20 protein-coding genes are annotated in these 23,544 nt (G+C 63.5%); 1 reads left to right on the top strand and 19 read right to left on the bottom strand.

The genetic code is table 11. The annotated features are described in order from the left end of the window. Positions 1-17: 17 nt before the first annotated feature. Together ODR01_RS10585 and ODR01_RS10580 are read right to left on the bottom strand one after the other, a co-directional pair. Positions 18-1,334, bottom strand: a complete 1,317-nt coding sequence (locus tag ODR01_RS10585; RefSeq protein WP_316977616.1) for a transglutaminase-like domain-containing protein — start codon at positions 1,332-1,334, stop codon at positions 18-20. Then, the gene (locus tag ODR01_RS10580; RefSeq protein WP_316977615.1) at positions 1,324-2,133 is read right to left on the bottom strand and encodes a class I SAM-dependent methyltransferase; all 810 of its coding nucleotides are present in this window, start codon (positions 2,131-2,133) and stop codon (positions 1,324-1,326) included. Before ODR01_RS10580 ends, ODR01_RS10585 begins: the two co-directional genes overlap by 11 nt. A gap of 202 nt (positions 2,134-2,335) precedes the next feature. On the opposite strand from ODR01_RS10580, the gene pseC reads away from it, so the two are divergent. Then, the gene (pseC, locus tag ODR01_RS10575; RefSeq protein WP_316977614.1) at positions 2,336-3,538 is read left to right on the top strand and encodes a UDP-4-amino-4,6-dideoxy-N-acetyl-beta-L-altrosamine transaminase; all 1,203 of its coding nucleotides are present in this window, start codon (positions 2,336-2,338) and stop codon (positions 3,536-3,538) included. On the opposite strand, the gene ODR01_RS10570 is transcribed toward pseC, so the two are convergent. From ODR01_RS10570 to ODR01_RS10490, 17 genes are all read right to left on the bottom strand, one after another. Then, complete coding sequence (locus tag ODR01_RS10570) at positions 3,535-4,428, bottom strand: glycosyltransferase family 9 protein (protein ID WP_316977613.1); 894 nt, start codon at positions 4,426-4,428, stop codon at positions 3,535-3,537. The two genes, pseC and ODR01_RS10570, sit on opposite strands and share 4 nt — an antisense overlap. A 125-nt stretch (positions 4,429-4,553) precedes the next feature. Continuing rightward, entirely contained in the window at positions 4,554-5,258 is a 705-nt protein-coding gene (locus ODR01_RS10565) for a TylF/MycF/NovP-related O-methyltransferase (protein WP_316977612.1), read from the bottom strand. Beyond that, positions 5,258-6,082, bottom strand: a complete 825-nt coding sequence (locus ODR01_RS10560; RefSeq protein ID WP_316977611.1) for a class I SAM-dependent methyltransferase — start codon at positions 6,080-6,082, stop codon at positions 5,258-5,260. Before ODR01_RS10560 ends, ODR01_RS10565 begins: the two co-directional genes overlap by 1 nt. A gap of 9 nt (positions 6,083-6,091) precedes the next feature. Continuing rightward, positions 6,092-7,120 carry a glycosyltransferase family protein gene (locus ODR01_RS10555; protein WP_316977610.1) on the bottom strand — a complete coding sequence of 343 codons (1,029 nt, stop codon included), beginning with the start codon at positions 7,118-7,120 and terminating at the stop codon, positions 6,092-6,094. 50 nt (positions 7,121-7,170) lie between these two features. Then, a complete protein-coding gene (gene asnB / locus ODR01_RS10550) occupies positions 7,171-9,090 on the bottom strand; it encodes an asparagine synthase (glutamine-hydrolyzing) (RefSeq protein ID WP_316977609.1) in 1,920 nt (639 codons plus the stop codon). Between the two features lie 99 nt (positions 9,091-9,189). Then, positions 9,190-10,365: a glycosyltransferase family 4 protein gene (locus ODR01_RS10545; protein WP_316977608.1), complete on the bottom strand. Its 1,176-nt coding sequence runs from the start codon at positions 10,363-10,365 to the stop codon at positions 9,190-9,192. Between the two features lie 8 nt (positions 10,366-10,373). Then, on the bottom strand, positions 10,374-11,387 hold the full coding sequence (locus ODR01_RS10540) for an NAD-dependent epimerase/dehydratase family protein (RefSeq protein ID WP_316977607.1): 1,014 nt from the start codon (positions 11,385-11,387) through the stop codon (positions 10,374-10,376). A 357-nt stretch (positions 11,388-11,744) separates the two neighbouring features. Continuing rightward, positions 11,745-12,935, bottom strand: a complete 1,191-nt coding sequence (locus ODR01_RS10535; protein ID WP_316977606.1) for an N-acetyl sugar amidotransferase — start codon at positions 12,933-12,935, stop codon at positions 11,745-11,747. Between the two features lie 61 nt (positions 12,936-12,996). After that, a complete protein-coding gene (gene hisH / locus ODR01_RS10530; RefSeq protein WP_316977605.1) occupies positions 12,997-13,644 on the bottom strand; it encodes an imidazole glycerol phosphate synthase subunit HisH in 648 nt (215 codons plus the stop codon). Between the two features lie 2 nt (positions 13,645-13,646). After that, positions 13,647-14,417 carry an imidazole glycerol phosphate synthase subunit HisF gene (gene hisF, locus ODR01_RS10525; RefSeq protein ID WP_316977604.1) on the bottom strand — a complete coding sequence of 257 codons (771 nt, stop codon included), beginning with the start codon at positions 14,415-14,417 and terminating at the stop codon, positions 13,647-13,649. Positions 14,418-14,479: 62 nt separating this feature from the next. After that, positions 14,480-15,937, bottom strand: coding sequence for a hypothetical protein (locus ODR01_RS10520; protein ID WP_316977603.1), 1,458 nt, complete (start codon positions 15,935-15,937; stop codon positions 14,480-14,482). Positions 15,938-15,989: 52 nt separating this feature from the next. Continuing rightward, on the bottom strand, positions 15,990-17,168 hold the full coding sequence (locus ODR01_RS10515) for an NAD-dependent epimerase/dehydratase family protein (protein ID WP_316977602.1): 1,179 nt from the start codon (positions 17,166-17,168) through the stop codon (positions 15,990-15,992). Between the two features lie 48 nt (positions 17,169-17,216). Next, entirely contained in the window at positions 17,217-17,915 is a 699-nt protein-coding gene (locus ODR01_RS10510) for an acylneuraminate cytidylyltransferase family protein (RefSeq protein WP_316977601.1), read from the bottom strand. A gap of 10 nt (positions 17,916-17,925) precedes the next feature. After that, on the bottom strand, positions 17,926-19,074 hold the full coding sequence (gene neuC, locus ODR01_RS10505) for a UDP-N-acetylglucosamine 2-epimerase (RefSeq protein ID WP_316977600.1): 1,149 nt from the start codon (positions 19,072-19,074) through the stop codon (positions 17,926-17,928). Then, positions 19,071-20,105: an N-acetylneuraminate synthase family protein gene (locus ODR01_RS10500; protein WP_316977599.1), complete on the bottom strand. Its 1,035-nt coding sequence runs from the start codon at positions 20,103-20,105 to the stop codon at positions 19,071-19,073. Before ODR01_RS10500 ends, neuC begins: the two co-directional genes overlap by 4 nt. Then, entirely contained in the window at positions 20,102-21,979 is a 1,878-nt protein-coding gene (locus ODR01_RS10495; protein WP_316977598.1) for an ABC transporter ATP-binding protein, read from the bottom strand. The genes ODR01_RS10500 and ODR01_RS10495 overlap by 4 nt, the downstream gene beginning before the upstream one ends. Beyond that, the gene (locus ODR01_RS10490) at positions 21,976-23,475 is read right to left on the bottom strand and encodes a hypothetical protein (protein ID WP_316977597.1); all 1,500 of its coding nucleotides are present in this window, start codon (positions 23,473-23,475) and stop codon (positions 21,976-21,978) included. Before ODR01_RS10490 ends, ODR01_RS10495 begins: the two co-directional genes overlap by 4 nt. Between the last annotated feature and the right edge of the window lie 69 nt (positions 23,476-23,544).

Genomic DNA, 23,544 nt, shown 5'->3' with positions numbered 1-23,544 from the left:
CCGTGGCCATTCTGCCATCACCGCCTGCTTCCACGGACGATCGCTGCGATAGAGAAAATGAAGGCGAAGAACGCGGCGACAATGCACGTGAAGAACGCGGCCGACCTGATCCACGAAAAACTGACGAAATGGGCAAATCCAAAATACTGCTGCGGCTGGAACAGGAAGCGGTAGAGCTGTTGCACATAACGCGCCGCACCGGATCCCTGCATCTGATAGCGTCCGTCATGGCTACCGATGTAGATGAGGAAACTGTTCCTGCGCATGAATTGTTTCAGCGCTTTCCCCACGGCCGCGAAGGGAACGGACTTGTAGCCGTTCTCGACCAGAGCCCTGGCGGTCAACGCCGACGAGGTTCGGGTGATGATGGCGGTGTAAAGCTCGGCCCCGCTCAGCAACCTGCCCGCCGCATTGGTGACATAGGCGATCTCGGTGGTAGGATCGACGAACGCCCATCCGGCTTGCTCGCGAATATAGCTCTCGGAAAACGCGTGGGATCCCAGATCGACATTGTCCATCGCGCCCCCCGTAAACACGTTCCGGGAAGGAATGCCGATCAGGTTGGCGAGGTAGCCGTAGACCAGCGACCACTGGCGACAGAAGTTTCCTGCACCCTTGAGCTTGCCCTCCAGAAAGACCCGCCACGGAGACAGATTGTTCAGGTACGAGGGGGGAGCCGCGCTTGGCATGTGGCGGCGGACAAAGGCCACGAGAAATTCGATCTTTTCACGGGTTGACGCCGAAGAATCGAATCCCGCATCGATCAACGCTTCCCGGGCCTGCGCAGCCTCCTCGGGAAATGCGGCTTCGACATCGGGCACCCAGCGGGAGAACGGCAGAGGTTTGCCCAAGGCCATCGGCACATTTTGGAAGTTCACCTGATACTGCTCGCGGGACAAGTTCTGCACGCCGAAGGACTCGACTTCCCCGAAGAACAGGTTGAAGCGCAGGGCATCCACGGCGGGTTCGCCGAGCACGCACCCCAGCGGCTTGGCAACATAGTCGTGATCGCCCGGGCGCAAGGGAATCCGCAACTCGCCGTCCGACTGCGCAATCTCCGCCGCTCCGCTCTCGATACGCCAGCCGGTGCATTCGTCAGCATTGCGCAACCGGGGAATGAGAAACGGTCCGGACTCGGTGTCATAACCGGTGATCGCCACCGCCGTCGGCGAGACTGGATAAAGCTCGGCGACGGGCGTCAATTCCACTTCGACCGTACCGTAGAAATCCGCCCGAAAGACATAAAGACCACCGAAAGACAACCCGGCCACAAAGGCCACGCCGCAAAGGATCGCAGCCACCTCTCGCATGATCTTAACGCGTTTATCGGTCATTCATCTCGTCGCACTGCTTGGCATCCCCCATGCTCCGGCGGCACACGACGTACATCCCGGGCGCGGTCGAGAATACCCGGTCAATCCTGAACGCGGTATTGAGAAAGGCTCGATAGGTTGCGGGAATCCGCCTCCGTAGATCCATGCGGAGAAGGATCTCGCCCAGCGAGATGAACGCGAGGTGCACCCCGAAGCAGGCTAGTCCTCCAAGGCCATAGACCCGCGTTCCCTCCCCCGGGAAGAGCGATCCAATCCGCGACAGCGGATATTGGCGATAACCGTGCCACAGATAGAGCGGCAACCCCCAGCCGCTCGGGACGATGTGCACTTGCATGCCCCCCGGCGCCACCAGTTCGTCAAGTTTCGCCAGAAGGCGGCGGTCGTTCGGGATGTGTTCGAGGGCCGAGTTGGAAAAGACGAGGTCAAAAGAATCGGCTTCGGTTAGGTCGTGGGCATCGCCGTGCACAAAACGGCGAGCGAAGGCTCCTGTGCCTCCGCCATCGCGGGCAAAGCGGTCATCGATGTCGACACCGACGTAGGTCCCCCGGTACCCGGCCCTCTCCAGGAGGTCGCTCATGCGGCCCGTTCCGCACCCGACGTCGAGGACGCGGATCTCGGCGGTCGGCAACAGCCTCGGCAGTTCCTCGCGGATGAAGACCTGCCCCAGCAAACGCGTGGGTGACGGCGTTCCATCGGATTTTTCGACGCGTCCCCGACAGAACGGCCTGAATGGCATGGACCTGGGCAAACCGGCCATGTTGCGGCGCAGGTTGCGGGCCAGATAGGTGAACCGCTTCAACGGCGAAAGAGGAAGGTCGCCGTTGAGTTCCCATTCCGCCCTCACCGCTCACCTCTCGAAAGATCGCGGGCGTGCGTCCCGGCAGAGATTGAGGACGCGTCGGCTACGGCTGCGAAATTTTGGCGGGACATCTCGCTTTTCCTGCTCTAGCTTCGCTCCATCGCGGGCCATCAAGCCTACCCCTGGAGAAGAAGAACGCGCCATGTTTCTGCCTTACGGACGACATTCGATCGGCGACGACGATATTGCTGCCGTCATCGAGGTCCTGAAAAGCGATTTCCTGACAACCGGCCCGGCCGTCACGGCGTTCGAGAATGCGCTTGCCGAGAGGTTCCAGGTACCTAACGTCGTCGCCTGCATGAACGGGACGGCGGCCCTGCATATGGCGGCGGACGCCCTTGGCGTCGGCTCTGGCGACGTCGTCATCGTCCCGGCGATGACCTTCGCGGCCACGGCCAATGGACCGTCCATGACGGGAGCCGACGTCGTCTTCGCCGATGTCGATCCGGAAACCGGCCTTTTGACCGGCGCCACCTTGGCGGAAGCGCTGCCCAGGGCCAAGCTGGCCGGCCGGCCGCGAGCCGTCTTTCCGGTCCACCTTAACGGCCAGTGCGTCGCCATGCCCGATATCGCCGAAATCGCACGGGCAAACGAACTCCTTGTCGTTGAGGATGCCTGCCACGCGATCGGCGGAACGACCCCCGGACGCGATGGCGTCGATACGCCGGTCGGCTCCTGCGCATGGTCCGACGCCGCGACGTTCTCGTTTCATCCGGTCAAGACCATCGCCATGGGTGAAGGCGGCGCCGTCTCCACCCGGAACGCCGCCGTCGCCGAGCGACTTCGACTGTTGCGCAGCCACGGCATCACACGGGACCCCAAAGCGTTCGTTCATAAGGATGCGGCCTTCGGCGCCGACGGGCGCGTCAATCCCTGGTATTACGAAATGCAGGTCCTGGGCCATAACTATCGCGCGCCGGACATCAACTGCGCGCTTGGCCTCAGTCAACTCAAGAAGCTCGATCTTTTTGCCGCCAAACGCCGCGGCCTGGTCGCGGCCTATGACGAGAAAATCGCCTCGCTGGCGCCCATCGTCCGACCGTTGCCTCGGATGGGAGGGCAGAAGCCGGTCTGGCATACCTACGTCGTGCGGATCGATTTCCGCGCCACCGGCGTGTCCCGAGCCGACGCCATGAGGCGGCTTGCGGAGAAAGGTATCGGCTCGCAGGTTCACTACATCCCGGTCCCGGATCAGCCATATTGGCGCGCCCGGGTCGGGACGGTCCGGTATCCGGGGGCGAAGGCCTATTACGAAAGCGTTCTCACGCTGCCCCTGTTCGTCGAGATGGGCGAAGAAGACGTCGATCGCGTGATCGCCGCGCTTTCGCAAACGCTCGGGCTCTAGCCAAGTTCCCCATTCAACAAATGCAGCGCGGTGTCGGCAACCTCGCCGACCTCGATATCGAGCATGCAACGGTGACCATTCGGGCACCACCCCGCGTTGCCGCATGGCGCACAGAACACATGCTTGCAGATCGTCGTCTGATGATCCGGATAGCCGATGAATTCCGGCAGGGTCACGCCGCCCCAGAGGATGAGCGCGCGGGCATCGACGGCCCGCGCCGCGTGCATCAGCCCCCCCTCGGTTCCGATGAACAGGGTGGCGCGGCCTATGACGAGCGCGGCATCCCGAAAGCCGGTCCGTCCCGTCAGATCGACAACGCCCTCCAGGATTCCGGAACGCCCCAGGCCGACCTGCGCGACCGGCAGGTCCGGATGGGCCTCCCGCACACGGTCGACGACCGTCTGCCAGCGATCCATCGGCCAGGCGCGGAGTTCCCCGAACCAGTCGCGATTGGTGTCCGGTTCAATGGCGACGAACGCCTTATGCAGCCCCGCTTCCGCCAGCAACCGCGACACCGCCGACCGCTCGTCCTGCGTGAAATGCAGATTTGGCGGTTCCTCGACGCGCTCGACACCGAACGGCCCGGCCATCGCATCGACGGCCCGGCCCTGCTTCCAATAGGTTCGGCGCCGGGTCTGACGGGCGGCATAGGAATGGCGCTGCAGGTCGATATGAACGAAGTGGGGACCGCCTTCGGCCCGCACCCGCTCGGCCCGACGGAATATCCAATCCTCGTAGCATCGGCGGGCCGGCGGGAACTTCAGGATGAGGCGGGCGGCGGTATCGAGCCCGCGCGACCCCAGGCTTTTTCGCCGCGCCTCGGTAAGGGCGACGAAGGGATTGTGACGGAACACGGCGTTGTCGCGAAGAGAGACGGATCCTTCGTACAAGCGGCCGGCCAGTAAATCGGAGATCCCCGGCATAAAACAAGCAACGGGGGGTTCGCCGTCGTGGTCGCGAACAGCCTTTAAAATGGCCGTCCAGATGAGGTCGCCGCCCAGGCCCATTCCCTAGCTCACGAAACGGCGGCGGCTTTGATGATCATCGTCTGATAGTACGCCGTCACCACCGGCCGCTCCGGCTTGTCGGCGAGAAATTCGTCGATGGCCTTGCGAACCCCCTGGCATTTGGGCGAATCGAAATCGTCGAACAGCATGACGCCCCCCGGCACCAGCCGGGGATAGAAGAACGCCAGCGCGTCCTTGACCGACTGATAGATATCAACGTCGACATAGACGAGCGCGAACGTCTTCTCCTCGAGGCCGGCCGCCGTCGCCGGAAAGAACCCCTTGTGGAAGGCGATCCTTTCACGGAAAGGGGCAAGAAAGGAGCGGACGTCGTCGTATCGCGTATCGGCAAAATCGCCCGTCCGATGCGCATCGATACCGGCGTCGACTTCGGGCATGCCCTCGAAGGTATCGAACAGATGGATCGTCTTGCCGGGGGCGGCACATGCCGTCAGATAGGCGGTCCCCCCTTTGTAGACGCCGATCTCGGCAAAATCTCCGTTGCTCCCCTCGAGGGTGCGGGCCAATTGATGGAGAACGAAACACCGCTCGCGGGGGACGAGGGTAACGCCCTCGATCTTGGCCATGGCGTCGATAAACGCGGCGTCCTTGGCCCAAATGTCCGGCCAATCGACGTACCTGGGCGCAAGCTTGAGTCGGGCCGGACGCAGGCAAGCGGATAGGAGCGTGCGTAGAGCCTGTCGGGCAGACATCAACCTTTGTCCTCCGGCTGAGAGGGTGCCCCGGCCGGCTTTTGCGCCACCGCCATCAACATGTGCGCGATGAGGCCACCCGGGATAACCTGCGCCAGCGCAACGCCAAGGCCCTTCGTCGCCAGCCACTCGTAGGGAAAGCCGAACTCGTGATGGAGGCTCCGCAATACCCCCTGCCGCTTGTGGATCGGCTGAATGTTGAGGACCGAGAATCCGCCACGAGCAAGCAGTCCCCGCACTTCCGGTCGGGTCAGGCGCCACTGATAGAACCGTTCCTTTCCGGGGCGGGGGTCCCCCTTCCGCCTTCTGTCGAAGGCCGCCCGCAGGGCATGGCGAAAGTTGTCGAAAGGCACGCTGATAAACAGATAGCCACCGGGCTTGAGAACCCGCCATGCCTCGGCCACGCAACGCTCAAGTCCTTCTTCGAAATGCTCGAAGGTCCCCCACGAGAAATAACCGTCGAAGCTCTCGGCAGGCAGCCCAGTTTCGCGAATGTCGCCCACCGCGAACTCGACGTCGGGAAACAGTTCCTTGAGCTTGGCGACGGTGCTGCGACTGATGTCCAGGCCGAGGGTGGGATAGCCCTTCCGCGTCAGATAGGCCGACCAGTCGCCTAGCCCGCAGCCGCCGTCCAACAGGCGCGCTCCCGGCGGCATGGATACGATATAGGGCCGCATAATCCGGTATTCGGCCTTGCCCGGGATCTTGTCGATCGCCGCCTTGGGGCCCCCTTCGCGTTCCCACACCTCCGTCCAATAGCGCTCGACGAAGGCGATCTCGCTCTCGCTTTGAGTACTGTCGATTTCCACGAAGTCCTTGCGCATGGATCGGCCCTAGAACGGAATCTGGTTGAATGCAAACAGGAGCGGGTTTCGCCAGATCCCGCGGGTGGCCACGATCTCGTTGCGTCGTGCCATCAGGTTCTCGAAAAGCCTGATCCACGCTGCCGTGCATTTTTCGCTGGTATGGGGATAGGTGGGCATGAGCGCTGCCAGGCCATGATATTGGGCGATATAGCGGCTGAGCGCCTCCGGAAAGTCCTCTGGCCCGTCGAAGGCAACGCCGAACTTGTCACAGTATTCCGGCAGACATCCGCTGCTGCGGTACAATAACGGCAATCCGCACAAGGCCCCCTCGTTCTGATGGTTCCCGCCGGGTTCGTTCAACGACGCCGTCACATACCCGTGGTGCGCGCGCAATTCGTCGGCAAGAGCGGAACCGTCCAGAGGTTCGAGGTACCGTACGTTTCTGAACCGAAATCCGGCGGGCAGATTGCCGATATAGGTGAACGCGAGCCGGTCGTGCCACGCCGGCTCCGCCAACATGGCGTCGATCCGGGTGTAGACGTCGAAGCCCTTCATCCAATTGCCGCCCCAGTGATGGGTGACCAAACGCAGAGGTCCCCGGCCGTCCCAGGCCTGGAAACCGACAGGGTTGAACACGCTTGTGTCCGAGCCGTTGCGGATGACGCTGGAGGCACGCGGGGGATGGGACTTCCATATCGGCAGTTCCCGGAGCCACGCACCGACGAACACGGTATGGTCGGCGCAGTAGTTGGCGAGGCGCAGACGCAGATTGACCGTGTGCGTCTTCTTGCGTTCGTCGCACTCATTGATCCGATGAACGACGACGGCGAGCGGATTCCGGAAGGTCAAATAGCGAAGAATGTGCGATGCGCCGATGGTCACGTTCGGCAGACGGGAACGGGGATCCACCATCAGGATGATGTCGACGTCGCCATCGGCCAAGTCCGGGACCACCTCATGTCCGGCCAAGCGCAACGCCGCCGTCATCGAGGACACGAAGGAATTCCCCCCGCCCCATGGCCCTTCCTGAATCCTATAGCCGATGCAGACCTTCATCGATACCTCTCGACGCGCATCCAACATCCCCATCGGCAGGGGCCCTGTGGTCAGAACGATGCGCCATATTTCTCGCGCCATACCTCGAACATCAGCAGGGACCACAGCCTGTTCTGGTGATTTCGCAGACCGCCCTGATGTTCCTTCCAGACCCGGGCGATTGCGGATCGACAAAAAAGCGCCGGTTCGTTCGCCATCAGCTGGTCGAGGGTTGCCCGTCCCCATTCCCGCAAGGGGCCCCGCAGCCAATCGCCGGTAGGCGAGGAAAAGCCGCGCTTCTGACGGTCGATCAGTGCCTCGGGCAGATAGCGCCCCAACAGCCGGCGGAGAGGCGCCTTCCCCCTGCCGTCGCTCAAATGGTAGTGCCTCGGCATGCCGAAGGCGAACTCGACGACCTTGTGGTCGAGCAACGGCGAACGCACCTCGAGGCCGAATGCCATGGAGGCTCGATCCACCTTTGCCAGGATGTCGTCCGGCAGAAAACTTCGGGTATCGCAGCACTGCATCCGCAAAACGGGGTCACCGAGCGAAGTCGGCGACTCGGTCCGTCCGGCCGGGGTCTCCCGCTGCCGCAGCACCTCGGACGGACACGGCCAGTAGGCGGTGACGCGGCGATAGAGCTCGTCGACATCGGGGGCGTCGATCAACTCCGCGTACCGGCCTATGCGCTCGCCCAAGGCAAGTCCGTCGCCGACCCGGCTAGCGATCCCCCACATGCCCGCCGGGATGCCCGCCATCAGCGCCCCCGTCAAGCGCCTGAACAGCAACGGATAGCGCTCCAATTTTTCCCAAAGCGCTCTCGTCCACGGATATCGCGAATAGCCTGCGAACATCTCGTCGCCGCCGTCGCCCGACAGCGCCACCGTAACATGGCTTCGTGCCTGCATACTGATCAAGGCGGTGGGCAGGACGGAATTATCCGCCAGCGGCTCGTCAAACCATTCGGTGATGCGTTCGACGGAATTCAGGACATCCTCGCCCGACAGCTTGAATTCGACATGCTCCGTACCGAGGATCTCGGCTACCTGGCGGGCGAACTTGCCTTCGTCATACTCGCCCCCGTCAAACGAGAGACAAAAGGAGCGGATGGGAGCGGACGCCTCCTCCCGCATGATCGCCGTTACCAGCGAGGAATCCACACCCCCCGACAGAAGGACGCCGATCGGCACGTCGGCGATCATCCGATGTACGACCGACTCCCGAAGCAGCTGTTCCAGCATCGCGTCGGATTCTTGCGGATCGACCGGCGGATTGTGGCGAAAGGGGTCACCGGCAATTGCATCGAGGCTCCAGTACCGCAGTTCCAACTCCTTCCGACCGTCCGAAAACCCCAAGAGGGTTCCTGGCAGGAGCTTGTTGACGCCGGAGATGATGGACATGGGCGATGGTACGTATCCCAGCGTCAGATAGGCGGCGAACGCCTCATGATCGATCTTGCGGTCGATTTCTCTGATCTGCTTCAAGGCGTTCAGTTCGGAAGCGAAGAAAAGGCGATCCCCGACCGTCGCCCAGTACAGTGGCTTTTTCCCCAATCGGTCGCGAACCAGGATCAAGGTTCGATCGCGTCGGGACCACAATGCGAAGGCGAACATGCCGTCGCAGCGCCGTACTGCCGTTTCCACCCCCCATTGGGCACAGGCCTCGAGCAGAACCTCGGTGTCGGAGACTCCACGCAGCGTCCGTCCCGAACGCTCCAGATCCTTCGCCAGTTCGCGGAAGTTGTAGATCTCACCGTTGAAGGTAATGACGTAGTTGCCGCACGCGCTGACCATAGGCTGATGGCCCGTCGGGCTGAGGTCGATGATCGACAGGCGACGGTGGCCGAAACAGATGCCGGCCGCCTCGTCGCACCAAAGTCCCTCGTCGTCGGGCCCGCGGTGCCGAAGCGCGCGGGTCATCATGGAGACGCTACGGCGAAGCCCCCCCGGGTCGCAACCACGCCAATCAACGCTTCCGGCAATGCCGCACATGCTGCCCGGCTCCCTCCTAGCAGCGCTTCACGATGCCGGCGAAAGCGATCACGCTGGCCGCTGATCGCACGGCGGCAAAACACAAGGCCCGGAAGGCCATCATCGGCGCGCCTCCGCCCGCGCCGCAAGACCTCGCTGGACCAACGGAACCATGCTGCGGTTCATGGCCTCGATCGTGAAGTGATCGTCCACCGTCTTCCGCCCGGCCGTCCCGATCCGCGCCGCCAGCGCTCGATCATCGCGAAGGGATTCGACGGCAGCGCGCAGGGCGGCGGGATCCCCCGGCGGGATGAGCAAGCAGTTCTCGCCGTCCTTCAGGTACTCCGGCGTCCACAATCCCTTGTTGCGCGACAACACGACCGGGCGGCCGCACGCCATCGCCTGCAGCGTCACGCTGTAACCGCTCGGCTGAAAGACATCGTGAAGCGGCACGACAACCACCCCCGCATCCCTGTAAAGGCCGCGCAAGACCGCATCGGTTAGTGGCGACTTCCAGAAACTGCCCTCCGTGACCTCGACATTGGCGGCATCGGGTGTCCGCTTGACCGGCAAGCGGGTAATGATCGTCACGGGGCACGGCAGCCGCGCCGAAACCAGCGTGTCATAGTCCCGATTGGGATCGGACCCGATGGACAGAACCTTGAAGTCCCTGCCATCGTTGCCGCGCTCCGCCGCCGCCGGCGTCCAGAACGATTGATCCACGCCAAATCGCACCAATGCCGTCTTCGCTTCTGGAAGGTCCCACCGCCGCACCGCCTCCGCGCGATCGGCCGGACCGAAGAAGCCGACGACGTCCAACCCCTCTAGGGCCCGCCTGACATAACGGTTCAGAATGCAGCGGCCAAGTGGGGAAATGTGGTGGGGAATATCGCTAAATCCGTGAAAAAAGCCGATCGTGAAGGGGCGGTCGCGGCGGCCGCAGAAGTAGTTCCCCATGGTCAGGCTGAAATGATCCATGAAGCTGGCGAGCACCTTTGCGCGTGCCCACTGAGGTCGCAGACCTGCCAGATACTGGCGCCTTATGCTGATACCGGAAATTCGGGAGAAGATGCGCTCTCCGACATGGATCGCTTGCGCCGCGACGCCCGTATAGGGCTCGGACGTATTCATGATCCGTGTATCGATGCCGTTTTCCAGCAGGCCAAAGAAACTGTAGAAGAACTCCCGCGGCGCCTCTCCCCGAAGGACCGCCTCGACCCTCTCTTCGAGGCCCGACTTGAGCAGTAGGAGGACGTCGGCATCTCCGGGTCCGATCCGGGCTCGTGTCATGTTCATCTCTTCTCTCACGTGGCGGCTCCGAGGGCAGCCCCGAGGCCGAACGTGGCGTGGTACCAGCCGATCATACGGGCAATGCCCTCCTCGAGACCGACGGCAACGTGGAAATCGGGGACCACGGCACGCAGCCGTCTGCTGTCCGCACTCTTGATGAAGCGTCCTTCCGGTTTCGTCGTGTCTGTCACCACCTGCGGTGAAACCTTGCTCAAGCGGCAGATGAGGCCGACGAGTTCGCGCATGGTCACGGTGTCCTCCGTACCGATATTCACCGGCTCGGTGAATCCCGAAGCCATCACGGAAACCATAGCCCGCGCGCAGTCCGTTGCGTGGAGGTAGTTGCGCCGCTGATTGCCACTTCCCCAGATCATCACGGGATCGGCTCCGTCCATGACCCGCTTGACCAGCATCGGTATGGCCTGGCTGTACTGGCCGACCCAGTTGTAGCGTTCACCATAGATGTTGAAAGGACGCACAATCGACACCGGGATACCCATTTGACCCTGAAAGACCACCGCCTTCTGTTCAAGAAACCGCTTGGCCCACCCATACCCCAAGTTCACCGCCTCGGGCTCGCCGGTAAACAGCGGTAGTTCCGGCACCGTATCGGGCCCGTCATCCGGGTAGACGCAGGACGACGAGACAACCTGGATTCGCTTTGGCCGAGTCCGACGCGCTGCCGAAAACAGGTTGTTGTTAATCCGCTCGTTGTGTTCAAGCATGTCCAGGTGGTGCGCTGACGAGTAGCCCACTCCGAATGCCCGGCTGGCCAAGTGGAAGACCATTTCGATACCGCCAAGCGCCTCTTCGGCAAATGCCTGATCCTCCAAATTCCCCTCGCGGACCTCGATCCGGCCGGCGATACCCTTCAAGTTGGCGCGTTGTCCCTTCGAGAAATCGTCGACGACGACGACGCGCGCACCGGCATTCACAAGTTGCTCGGCGACGAACGAGCCGATCAGTCCGGCCCCGCCCGTCACGGCCACCTTACAGCCATCGAAAAACCCACTACGGGGAGGCTTCATTCGGGGAACTCGTTTTTCACGGCTACGGACCTTTCTTATCGCACCCCAGTTGCAGGAAATCGACCTCCCGTTCGCCGTCCATTCTGTAGCGGTCGCCGCCGCCGGTACGGCCTCGATGCGCCGTGGTGAATTCGCCACCAAACGCGTGATCGAGGTAAGGAGCGAGAGAGCCTCCGGGACTCAAGGCGATAGTCTCGGACGCTACGTCGCCGGGATGAAATCCGTCGACGAATTCGCAGTCTGTAGCATCCACGGTCGCGGGACCACCGCCGGCGACGCCAGTATGAATGGGTAAATCGAGAAGATCATTGGACGGGCAGGCTGGCGAGCGTGGTGGCTTCTTATGACGATGCTCCCTCATCGAACCTGATGCTTCAGCTTCCAGCCGGAATCCGTGTGCTCCCAGAGGTGCGCGCTGCGCCCGTTGTCGATGAGTTCCCAGAAACGCTGTTCCGTGATTCCTATGTAGTCCAGGAACTCCACGAAGTATTTCTTGGGAAACTCACCGTCGAACTTATGAGCCAGCGCGACCGCCTCTTCGCGCGTGATGTGGCCGTTGCGGACCTCCTGGGCAGCATCGTAGGTAGCGCGGCCGATTCCGAACTTGATATACGTCGTGAAGTAGTGGAAGCCGTCGATCTTGTCGTCGAGGCTTGCGTACTTCGAGTAGGTCCCTTCGCTGCGTTCCGGGTTGGCCTCGAATCCACAGTGTTCGACGGCGTAGTAGTAATTGTCCTGCGGTCTCCACAATTTGTAGTAGCTCATGAAGTGAACGTCGATGCCTGCGGCTTCGACATCCTCTAGCGCAACCGGAATATAGGGCTGCAACTCGCTCTCCGGGATGCCATATGAAACCAGCTGGTCGAAGGGCACCCCCCCCACTTCGATGCCGCGTAGCCGATCGCGCGGCCGGGCGAAAAACGAGTTGGGCATGCGCGGGTTGTCGGCATTCAGCAGCGAACCGCCCTCGGCTTGGCTTTCCCCATACATGATCAGCTTGATGCCCTTCTCGAGAGCGAGGCGGGGGCCGACGTTCTTCTGGCCGATCATGAACGGCTGGAAGGGATGCAGGAGGTTCTCGAAGGCGAAGCGCGTAAGGGTGCGGTGGACCTTGCCGTTCGGCGTCACCAGAATGTTGTCGAAGCCGGCGTCGATCCAGTTCTGGAAATTGCGCCAGCCGATGTCGGTGTAGCGATGGGGCGCCCACGTCACCGTCAGCGGATTCATGCCGTACTTGTGCTTGAGGATATGGCCGACGTAAACGCTGTCCTTGCCGCCGCTCCCTGGGACGACGACGTCATAGGACCCGTTGCGGCTGCGATGGCGGTCGCACAGGTCCACGAGTTCCCGTTCGCGCTGTTCCCAGTCGATCTCATGGTACTTTCGATGATGATAGCGGCAGGCCGAACAGACGCCCTCCTCATCGAAAAAAATCGTCGGCTTGCGAGAATCCTTGCCGTGCTCGTACTCCACCACGGTCGAGGGACGTTGATTGGATACGACACACTGGGTGCAGAACTGCACGGTCTCGGGCAGTCCCCACTTCACTCTCGGTTCATTGGAACGGTCAACCACGGCGTAAATCCTAGCTTCGTCTGGCGTACAGGTATTATCGGAGGCCGACGAACCGCGACAAGATGGCGAGTCCGGCGTCGGCACTTTTCTCCGGGTGGAACTGAAATCCGATGACATTGTCACGGTAGACCGCCGCGCAAATCCGCTCGCCGTTGTAGTCCACCTCGGCAAGCACGCAGTTGGGGTCGGCCGGCCGGCCATGAAAAGAATGCACGAAGTAGAAGTGATCGTCCGGCCGAACGTCGGCGAGGATGGTGTCGGCCCACGACCGCGTCGGACCGGGCAGCATCGCCGTCCAGCCGATGTGCGGAATGCGCACGCCGTGGTCGGCGGCACGGTCCTTGTCGAACATGCGCACGCGACCCGGTACCAGCCCGAGCCCCTTGTGCGGTCCAAACTCCTCGCTCTCGTCGAACAGGAGCTGCATGCCCAGGCAGATGCCCAGCAGCGGCTTTCCCGCCGCGGCATGCTCCGACACCGCCTCGGCGTAGCCGCGGCGGGACAGACGATCCATCGCCTGCCCGTAGGCACCGACGCCCGGCAACACGAGGTGGCCCGCCGTGGCGACGTCCTCGGCCCGCTCGATCATTCGCACCTGGGCGCCGACGCGGACAAACGCACGCTCGAGGCTGCGCAGGTTGCCGCAATCGTAATCGAGGATGGAGGCGACAGGCGCGGGCATCGTCAGCTGTCTCGCCGCGCCGGCCGCCCGCCAATGCCGCGCCCGGCGAGGAAATCCTTGATGGTTCCGATTTCGGCCGTGCCGAAATGCAGGATGGAGGCGAGCGCAACGGCATCCGCGCCGCCGTCCTCAATCACCTCCGCCACGTCCTCAAGCCGGCCGGCGCCACCCGAGGCGATGACCGGAACGTCGACCGCGCGCGCGATGGCTTGCGTCAATTCGACATCGAAGCCCATCCGCGTGCCCTCGCGATCGACGGAGGTGACCAGCAGCTCACCGGCACCCAGCTCGGCGGCCCGGTGGGCCCATTCGACGGCGTCGAGCCCGGTGCGCTCGCGCCCGGTCTCGACCAATACCTCCCAACCCGCCGATCCCCGGGCTCGACGCTTCGCGGCGATCGACACCACGACGCACTGCGACCCGAACGCCTCGGCCGCTTCGGTGATGAGTTCGGGACACGCCACGGCGGCGGTGTTCACGGCGATCTTGTCGGCACCCACCCGCAATAGCCGCCGCACGTCCTCCACCGAGCGCACACCCCCGCCCACGGTGATCGGGATGAAGATGTCGCACGTCGTGCGATCGACGATGTCGGACAGGTTGTTGCGACCGTACAAGCTGGCCACGGAATCAATGTACAGGATCTCGTCGATCCCCTGTTCGTAATAACGGCGGGCATGTTCGTGTGGATCGCCGACCACACGCAGTCCTTCGAGGTGGATGCCCTTGATGAGGTTCGGACCCTTGACGTCCAGACGGGCGATGAGCCGCACGCGCGGCGCCGGCCGACTCCCGCTCGACGGCCGCTCTCCGTTCCCGCGCTGTTGAAGATCGGTCAGGCGCGCGCCCCTATCATGTCGCCGACCAAGTCCCGCAGGCGCTCGCCGTACGTCGGCCCGTCCATGACAACGAAGAACTCGGCGCTTTCGCGAAGCCGCGTCGCCAGGGCGGGGTCGCCGATCTGGCCGACGAGGCGCCGGCACGCCGGATGGAACTCCCTTTCCTCGAGACAGACGTTCACGTCGGGCATCTTCAGGAAATCGGCGAAGTGCACCTCGTCGATCCCGAACACCACGCCGTGCTCCCGCTCGGGGAAGAACGCCAGCACCGGCTTTCCCTTGACCAACGCCTCGATCAACATCGTCGACAACGGAGAGATGACGGCGTCGACCAGCGTGAGCAGCTTGTTGGCGATCCTGTAGTCGGCCATGAAGATGATGCCGCTCGGACTCTTGGTTTCCCGGCGGTAATAGTCGGCCATGAACGGATCCATGGTGATGTGCCGCCAGGCGATCGAAAAGAAGTCATCCTCTCCAACCGCCAGGCCGCCCCGCCAGGGGTGGGGCCGATAGATCACGTGGCAATCAGGAAAGGTCCCGTCTTCGATGCCGTTCTCCAGCAGGCGCAGATAGTGGGTCTCGTGGCGGCCGTTACCGGCGCCGGCATAGAGAAGGATCTTCTTTCCGGCCGGGACCCCGAACATCTTCCGCAGTTCGGCCTGAGATTCGGGCGGCGGGTCGCGATACACCTGGAACTGGGCAGCCCCGAAGCACTTGATGCGGTCGGGCGGCATCCGCATGTACTGGATCGCTTGGCGCTTGCTCTGCTCGCCCCACACGACCAGCTGGTCTGGAAAACCGGTGCACACCGCTTTAGCCGACGGATTGTCCCAGGAATTCATGAGCAGGACGAGCGGAATGCCGTGGCGCTTGGTCTCGATGAGCAGCTCATTCACATAATAGCCGGTGAGGATGCTGGGGTGCAGGATGAGGTCCGGCTTCTCCGCCTCGATCACGGATTGGACGCTGAGCTCCACTCCCATCAGATGGATGAACGCCCAGCGGAACAGGTTGTACAGGCCAGGCAGCCCCAAGAGCTCAAGGACCCGTACCCTCCAGGCCCCAAGCACGTCCACTAGCTGGCGATGTCTCGCCACGAAATTCGGCGACCCGCGCTGCTGCCGGAGCACCGCCGCCGTGTAAAGAAAGTACCATAGCCCGGTCCGCTTGCGCGGGACCGACGTGAAAACAACTCGAGGCAGCCCGAGTTCGGCCACGTTGATCGTGACGCCCTTTTTCGCAGAAGTTGTGTCATTGTTGAAAACATAGACGACGTCGTTCTGGTCGGCCAATTCCCGGAACGTATTGTTCTTGAGAAAGTGCCTTACGACGACGTCAAAATCCACAAACACTAAAATTTTCTTCTTGGTTTCCATTCCTGGCCTGTTCACTCCAAGGGGCCCGGCCAATACGTCGCCAATTTGATACCGGACCCTGGCGGTGATGCTGGACAATCCCCCCGTCTCCCCTGGGGTTTTGCGAGAGCGTGCCGAGAAGTGGCAGTAGTCAGAGGGCCTCCTCCGTCTTATCGCCGGCGAGCCACCGGACGCGCGGCAGGATGGCATTCTCGTTGACGTTTTCCGCGTGCCGGCGCACCACAGCAAGCATTCGATCCATCACCTGTTCGGTCAACAGGTGCGGCTCCAGGCCAAGGTCGGCCAGCTTGGAGTGCTTGGCGTTGTAGTAGTGCTTCTCCTGCTCGACACGCGGGTTTTCGAGGTGGTTGACCTGGACGCCCAGTCCTGCGCGGATGCCGGCCGCCTTGATCATCTCCGCCAGCTGATTGACCGAGAACTGCTCGGTAAACTGATTGAAGACGCGGAACTCGCCGCGCTCCGCCGGATGATCGACGGCCAGTTCGACGCACTGGAGGGTGTCGCGCAGGTTGAGGTAGCCTCGGGTCTGCCCGCCGGCGCCATAAACCGTCAGCGGCACGCCGATGGCCGCCTGGATGAGGAAGCGGTTGAGCACGGTGCCGAACACGTCGTCGTAATGGAACGACGTATGGAGGCCCGGGGCAAGCTCGGTCTGCTCGGTCTCGATGCCGTAGACCGGCCCCTGGTTGAGGTCGGTGACCCGCATTCCCCAGACCCGGCAGGCGAATTCGATGTTGTTCGAATCGTGCACCTTCGAGAGATGGTAGAAGCTGCCGGCCTTTTTCGGAAACAGCACGCGGTCCTTGCGGCCGTTGTGCTCGATGTCGAGCCAGCCTTCCTCGATGTCGATGTTGGGCGTGCCGTACTCGCCCATCGTGCCGAGCTTGATGAAATGGCAGTCGGGGCAGGAGTGCTGAATGCCGAACAGCAGGTTCAGCGTGCCCACGATGTTGTTGGTCTGGGTATAGACGGCCTTTTCGCGGCCCTGCATGGAATAGGGCGCCGAAGGCTGCTCGGCATAATGGATGATCGCTTCCGGGCGGAATTCGTCGAGAACCGTGTACACAAACCGATGGTTGCAGAGGTCGCCGACCCGGATGCGGATCTTGTGACCGGTAACCTTCTCCCACTGCCCGACCCTGCGGTGCAGCGGAGGCACGGCCATCAACGGCTCGATACCGTCCTCCAGTTCCCACTGGCGTTTGGCGAAGTTGTCGACGATGACGACCTCGTCGCCACGCGCCGAGAAATGCATGGCGGTCGGCCAGCCGAGATAGCCGTCACCGCCGAGAACGAGCACGCGCATCATTTGTCCCTTTCTTGTCCGTTTCCAGGTTTCCGTCCAGATCGCCCGCCATCAGAGGCCGTAGCGTTCCGCAATAATTTCCGCAAGCATCAAGTCGATCTCCTCGTCGATATTGACGGATTCGATCGCCGTCATTTCGACGAAGCCGACCGGCTCGGCCACCAGCGCGCCGGTCGCTACATAGGTATCGCGCCCGATCACGTAGACGCCGCTGCTCAGCCGGCACAGGTCGGCCATGTCCTGACGGTTGGCGAAGGTCCGCCGGGGATCGCGGATATAGCGGGCGAGATGGCCGTCGCGGTCCTTCGCGAAGATGTTTTCCGGCTTGCGTTCGAGCGGGCAGACCGAGATGACCGAGCGGCAGTCGTCCTTGCGGTAGCGTTCGACCGCCTTTGCGACATGGCCGGCATTGCGGAACGGGACCGTGGCCTCGGTAAACACCAGCGTTTCCACCGTCACGCCCGAATGGTCCTCGAACGCGGCAAGCGCGTGGCGGATCACCGGCCCCATCGGCGCGCGGTCGTTCGCCAACTCGGGGGGACGCAGGAACGGCACCTCGGCGCCGGCCTTGCGCGCGGCTTCGGCGATCTCCTCGTCGTCGGTCGACACCAGCACGCGGTCGACGACACCCGAGCCCCGGACCGCGGCGACGGCCCGCTCGATCAACGAGCGGCCGCCCACCAGGCGGAGGTTCTTGCGCGGCACACCCTTTGAGCCACCGCGGGCGGGAATGAGGGCGAGAACGGTCATGCCTTGGCCATCAGTAGGCGATGGTCTTGTCGAGCGGCGGCCATGCCGTCGCCAGGACCTCGGCGATGCGCGGTCCCGAGCGGCCGTCGCCGTAGACGCCGTCGGACGAATAGCGGCCGTGGGCGATCTGTCGGCGGCCGGCGGTTGCAATTTCGTCCGCCGCGTAGCCGACGTCGATGACGTTGCCGCCGCGCTGCCGCCCCTGCTGGCGGGTCCCGATGTTCACCGTCGGCACGCCCAGGAAGGCCCCCTCGCGGATGCCGCTCGACGAATTGCCGATAAGGCAGCGGGCGTGGGCCAGCAGGCGCGCATACTGGGCGAACGGAAGGCTGCCCAAGGACACCACCGGCAGCCCCTGCCGGGACAGCCACGCAAGGGGCGCCGCCACGTCGGTCGCCCCGGCCTCGTCGTTGGGCAGGACCCACACGACCGGCAGGCCAAGGCCGCGGACGGCTTGCGCCGTCTCGTCGAACTGTCGCCCGGCATGGCCGTATTCCGTCGCTACGGGGTGCTGGGATACGACCACGTAGTCCCCACCGGCATCGACCCGCCCTCCCTCGCCCCGTTGGTCGAGGAACTGTTGCAGCGAGGCCCGGTCGTCGAGATCGATGCGCGCCAACTGATCGAGGCTTGGCGTGCCCACCACATGAACCGACGTCGCGTGCTCGCCCATCCGCACCAGACGGTCCCCCGCCTCGCGATTGGCCGGGAAGTGGACGTGGGCAAGCTTGGTGATGGCGTGGCGGATGCGCTCGTCGATCGAGCCCGACACCTCGCCGCCCTCGAGATGGGCAATGCGCGCGTTGTGGCACAATGCGCCGAGCGCGATGGCGAGAGCCTCGTAGCGGTCGGCGATGACCAACAGGAAATCGGGCTCCAGGTGCGTCAGAATATGTCCCATGCCCTGGACGCAGCGGCCGGCCGACTCGGTGACGCTGCCAAGCGTCTTGCCTTGCGCCATGTAGTCCAGCGTATGATCGACGCGAAAGCCATCCGCCTCGATCGCGCCACGGAAATCGCCATAGGCCGGATCGAGGAGAGCGCCCCCGATGACCGTCTGCAAGGCGAGCTCCGGATGACCGGCGATCGCCTCCATGGTCGAGCGCATCTTGGCATAGTTCCCGCGTGTGGTGAGCACGATGCAAATCCGCTTCCTCACGGTTCGAGATCCTCCAACCGCACGACCTCGTCGGCGGCCAGCGCCCGCCTGAGACGCCCCCCCAGCAACTCGCCGATGCGGTTGGGCTGCAAGCCGTCTCCGGGTCGCTTGGCGGCGAGGTCGCTCTCGGCCAGGATGTGGCCCGCCGGCAGGTCATGCCGCGCGACCAGCGACTTCAACGCCCAGGCCACGCCGGCCGCCTCGCTTGGTGCCGGTTGCTTGGTGCCGCGACCGATCATCGCCTCGATCCGGCGGATCCGCTCGATTATCGAGGCCAGATTCTCCGGCCCCGCCGAGACCTTCCAGTCTTGCGCATTCGGCACGTCGCGCAGGATGGTGATGTGCTTTTCGACGATGTCGGCGCCGCGGGCCACCGCCGCCAGCACCGCCAATTCGTCGACCGTATGGTCCGAATAGCCGACCGGCCCCGGAAAGATCTTGCGCAAGGTTTCCATCGCCGCGAGGTTCACGTCCTCAGGCGGGGTCGGGTAGCTGGTGACGCAGTGAAGCAGAGCCACCGACCCGCAACCCCTTTCCAAGCAGGCGTCAAGCGCCTCGAGAACGTCTTCGGCGCCGTACATGCCGGTCGAAATGATCATCGGCCGGCCGAGTTCGGCAAGGCGGGCGACAAATGCCGGGTTGTTGCGCTCGCCCGAGCCGATCTTGACCGCCGGCACGTCAAGCTCGCGGAGCCATGGAATGCGGCTGTCGTCGTGCGCCGTGGCCATGAACAGCAGACCGCGGGCCTCGCAACGCGCTTTCAGTTCGAACACCTGGTCAAACGTCAGGTTGCGCGGGCGCAAGCGTTCCCGCCAGTCGGATGCGCGCTCGGCGATCAAGGCCTCGACGTCGAAGAGTTGGGTCTTGAAAACGTCCGCCCCGGCGTCGGCCGCCAGGTCGACGAGATCGCGCGCCAAACCCATGTCGCCGAAATGGCTGACGCCGGCCTCTGCAATGACCAGACAGGGGGCGCCGCCACCGACGTGGCGATCGTCGATCTTAAATTCGCTGCGAAATACGGAAGGACTCACGGCACCGGTCCGGCGATCGGTTCGTTTGCGGGAAGCGCATGGTCAGACTGCGCCGCGACCAGCCGCGCGAAGAGCGGCGAGGACGTTCGCAGGCTGTCGTAGGTGCCCTCGTCGACGAGCCTGCCGTTGTCGAGCACGAAGACGTGGTCGGCGTCGCGGATGGTGGACAGGCGGTGGGCGACGATCACCAGGGTTACCTTGCCGCGGAGGCGTTGGATAGCCAGTTGGATCGCCAATTCGTTGAGGGTGTCAAGAGACGAGGTCGCCTCGTCCAGGACCAGGATGTCCGGCTGTTTGTAGAGGGCGCGGGCGATGGCCAGTCGCTGCTTCTGCCCTCCCGACAGGCGCGATCCGCGATCGCCCATGCGGGTGTCGAGGCCGGACGGAAGCTCGTCCAGAAGTTGCGACAGGTTCGCCGCTTCCAGGCACTCCGTGACGCGCTTGTCGTCGGCCTCGGAGGCCGGTACACCGAAGGCAACGTTGGCCCGCAGCGTGTCGTCCGAGATGAACGGCGCCTGAGGCACATACCCGAGCCTTGCTTGCCATGACGTCTTGTCGATCCCGGTCAAGGGCTGCCCCTCCAGGAACAGCTTGCCCCCCACCGGATCGAGGAGCCCGAGAAGAACGTCGACCAGCGTGCTCTTGCCGGCGCCAGAAGGGCCGATGATCCCATAGGTCCGGCCCCGCTCGATGACAAGGCTGATGCCGTTGAGGACGAGAGCGCCACTGGACCCGTAGCCGAAGTCGATGCCTTCGGCCTCAAGGCGGCGCCAATCCGCGGGAACCGGCCGCCCCTCGCCGGTCCACTCCGCGCGCTGCACCTCCATCGCCGCATGGAGGCTTCGGCTCACCTCGTTGATGCCCGTGACATAGGGGCCTACGTTCCAGATCTTGTTGACGTTCGCCGCGATGCGGTTGAGGGCCGGGATCAGGCGCGCGGAAACAAGAACGATCACGGCCATCGTCGCCGCGATTTCGGCCGTCGGCACCTTCGCCCACCACAGACCGAAGGCCATCACGACAAGGGCGAGCTGGCCAAGCAGCAACATCAGGAGCGGCGCAATCTTGCCCCACACGGACGTCATGACCCTGGCGTTCGCAACCTTGGCATTGGCACGGCTGAAGGCCGAGACAAAGAAGGCCTCCTGCGAACTCAGACGGATGTCCTTGGCCCCCGAGAAGGCCTCGTGGGCACTCAACGCCAGTTGGTCGGACTTGCGCCGGCTGACTTCCGCATGGCCCTGCAGGCGCGGACGTATCCACAACAGGATCCCGCCGTAGATGACCAGCACCGCGGCAATGGCCGCCAGTCCGGCTGCCGGCGCAATCGCAAGAATCACGACGATGGCCGTGGCCACGATGACGAAGTCGCTGAGGAAGGTGAGCAGGAACTCGACAAAATCCCTTGCCCACAGGACGAGATCATGGGTGAACAGCCGCGTGAGCACAGAGGCGTTGCGCTGCAGGAACCAGACGTACGGCGCATCAAGGCTGCTCTTCATGAGGTCATGACCAAGCCGGGTCCAACAGCCCGCCGCAAACCGCGCGATCGCGTAGTCTTTCAGGTAGCTGGCGACCGTTGCCACAATAAGCGCAACGACCACCAGCGCCGTTAGCAGAGCGACTAGGCCTTGGAGGTCTGCACCGCCGACCCGGGCGCGGAGGCGGCCCAGGATCTCCCATCGGCCCAACGCATCGGGATCGATGATGATGGCAACCAGCGGCATGGCAGACGCGAGGGCGACAACCTCCAAGACGCCAATGGCAGCGACGATGGGGGCGAGCAGCAGGATGCGGCGGCGCTCGCTGCCGACAAACAGTGACCACCCCTCCCTCAGCGTGCCGAGGGCATTCGCGGGCCTGGGCTCGGTCATCTCGTACCCGTCCCGGGCGCAGGTTCGCGAACGACGTTGGACAACGCGTAACCCGAGGCCCTGAGCATCTTGAACGAGTGGCTGCCCTTCACATCGGACTCCCACCAGTCGGAGATGAGGTCAATCTCCTTGCCAGTTTCCTCGGCATGGTTCTCGAACAGATCCGGAATGGTCTGGTAGAGCCGCCCCTGCTCAAAATCGTCGCCCAGCACGAAGCCCCCCTGCCAATACGGGCAGCAAAAATGCCACCCGGCAAAGACATTCGCCAGGTAACGGGTCTGTTCGTTGCCAAGGCCCTCCCACCAAGTGGTGCCGAGCGCGGCCTTGTAGTCATCGCGGGTGGTCGGCGTTCGCGTAAACCCGATGTCGTGGTACCAACCGCGAGAGGCCGACAGGACGGGCTTCCCCAAGGCCGCGAACTCTATGCCTGCTGTACCGTAGAGAGTAACAAGGGCATCGACGCTTGCCATCACGTCGGCGCCGCTGGCGCTGGATGGCGCCATGCGGATGTGGGCCGGAAGCCGCGCCGGCATCATCGAGCGCAGCGATACCCCTCCATACCGGCCCTCCAGCGGATGAGGCCGAAATAGCCAGTTGACGTGTGGGGCCTGAAGGGCGGCGTCAATCGTCGTCTGCATCCAGTCCAACGGATCGCGAAATGTCATCTCTCCGTAGAGGTGCGGAAAATCGAACCAGGACACGGAATACACCGCGACGATCGGACGATCTTCGTCCCAGCCGGCCGATCGGCATAACTCCGTGCGAGAGGTGCTGGTAACGCCGTTCCGGTACGCATGAATCGCGCCAACATCCCACGTCTGGGCCGCCAGGCGGCGCTCCAGATACTCGCGACCGACGACATGCAGGGCCGCTCGCTGCGACTCCGGAAGGGCGTCGAAAAGCGCTCGCGTCAGGGAATTGGACGTCAGGTAGACGCTGTCCGGCCCCCGAAGCTTGGAAAATCGCTGCAATCCGTACTCGCCGTACAGGACCCCGCCAGGAATGCCGTTGCGAACAGCCAGCCATGCGAGCGAACCGAAATCGAAGTTGACTGTATGACTGAGCGCGACCAGGTCGGGGCGGACGGTTTCAAGGAGGCGTTCAGCCCGCTGGAGCTCCATCAGAGCTTCGGTGACATGATCCTCAATGCCCGGATGGCGCACATCCACGGTTGCGCTGATTTGCCGACGGAGAAGGCCGTCGTAGACGATTCCCGGGGGCAGATCGTGAGGCAGATCCCAGGCGAGGATGTCTTCGGGCCGCTGCGTTCCCGCCAGCAACCGGCGCGCCTGCCGGCGCGCCGCCCGATCGTCGGCCGGCACGTCACAGAAAGTCACCGCGTCGGCAAATCCGAGCCGCCCCGCCGTTCTCAGCGTCTCGGCGCGCGCGTGGCGGCCATGCAGCGAGATTTCCCGCCCGTACGCCAATCCAAGCGCCGCCCGGAACAGCGCGTAGCGGACCCAGTGGTTCGGATTGTCCCACATGGCGTCGACCAACACGGTACCCTCGAACCGGCAAGCACTGACCCGGCCTAGACGGTTCAGGAGAGCATCGACCTGGGCACG

It is taken from the genome of Shumkonia mesophila, assembly GCF_026163695.1.
GTDB lineage: Bacteria > Pseudomonadota > Alphaproteobacteria > Rhodospirillales > Shumkoniaceae > Shumkonia > Shumkonia mesophila.
Note: the sequence above shows the minus strand (reverse complement) of the source record. Positions and strands in the feature narration are given on the sequence as shown.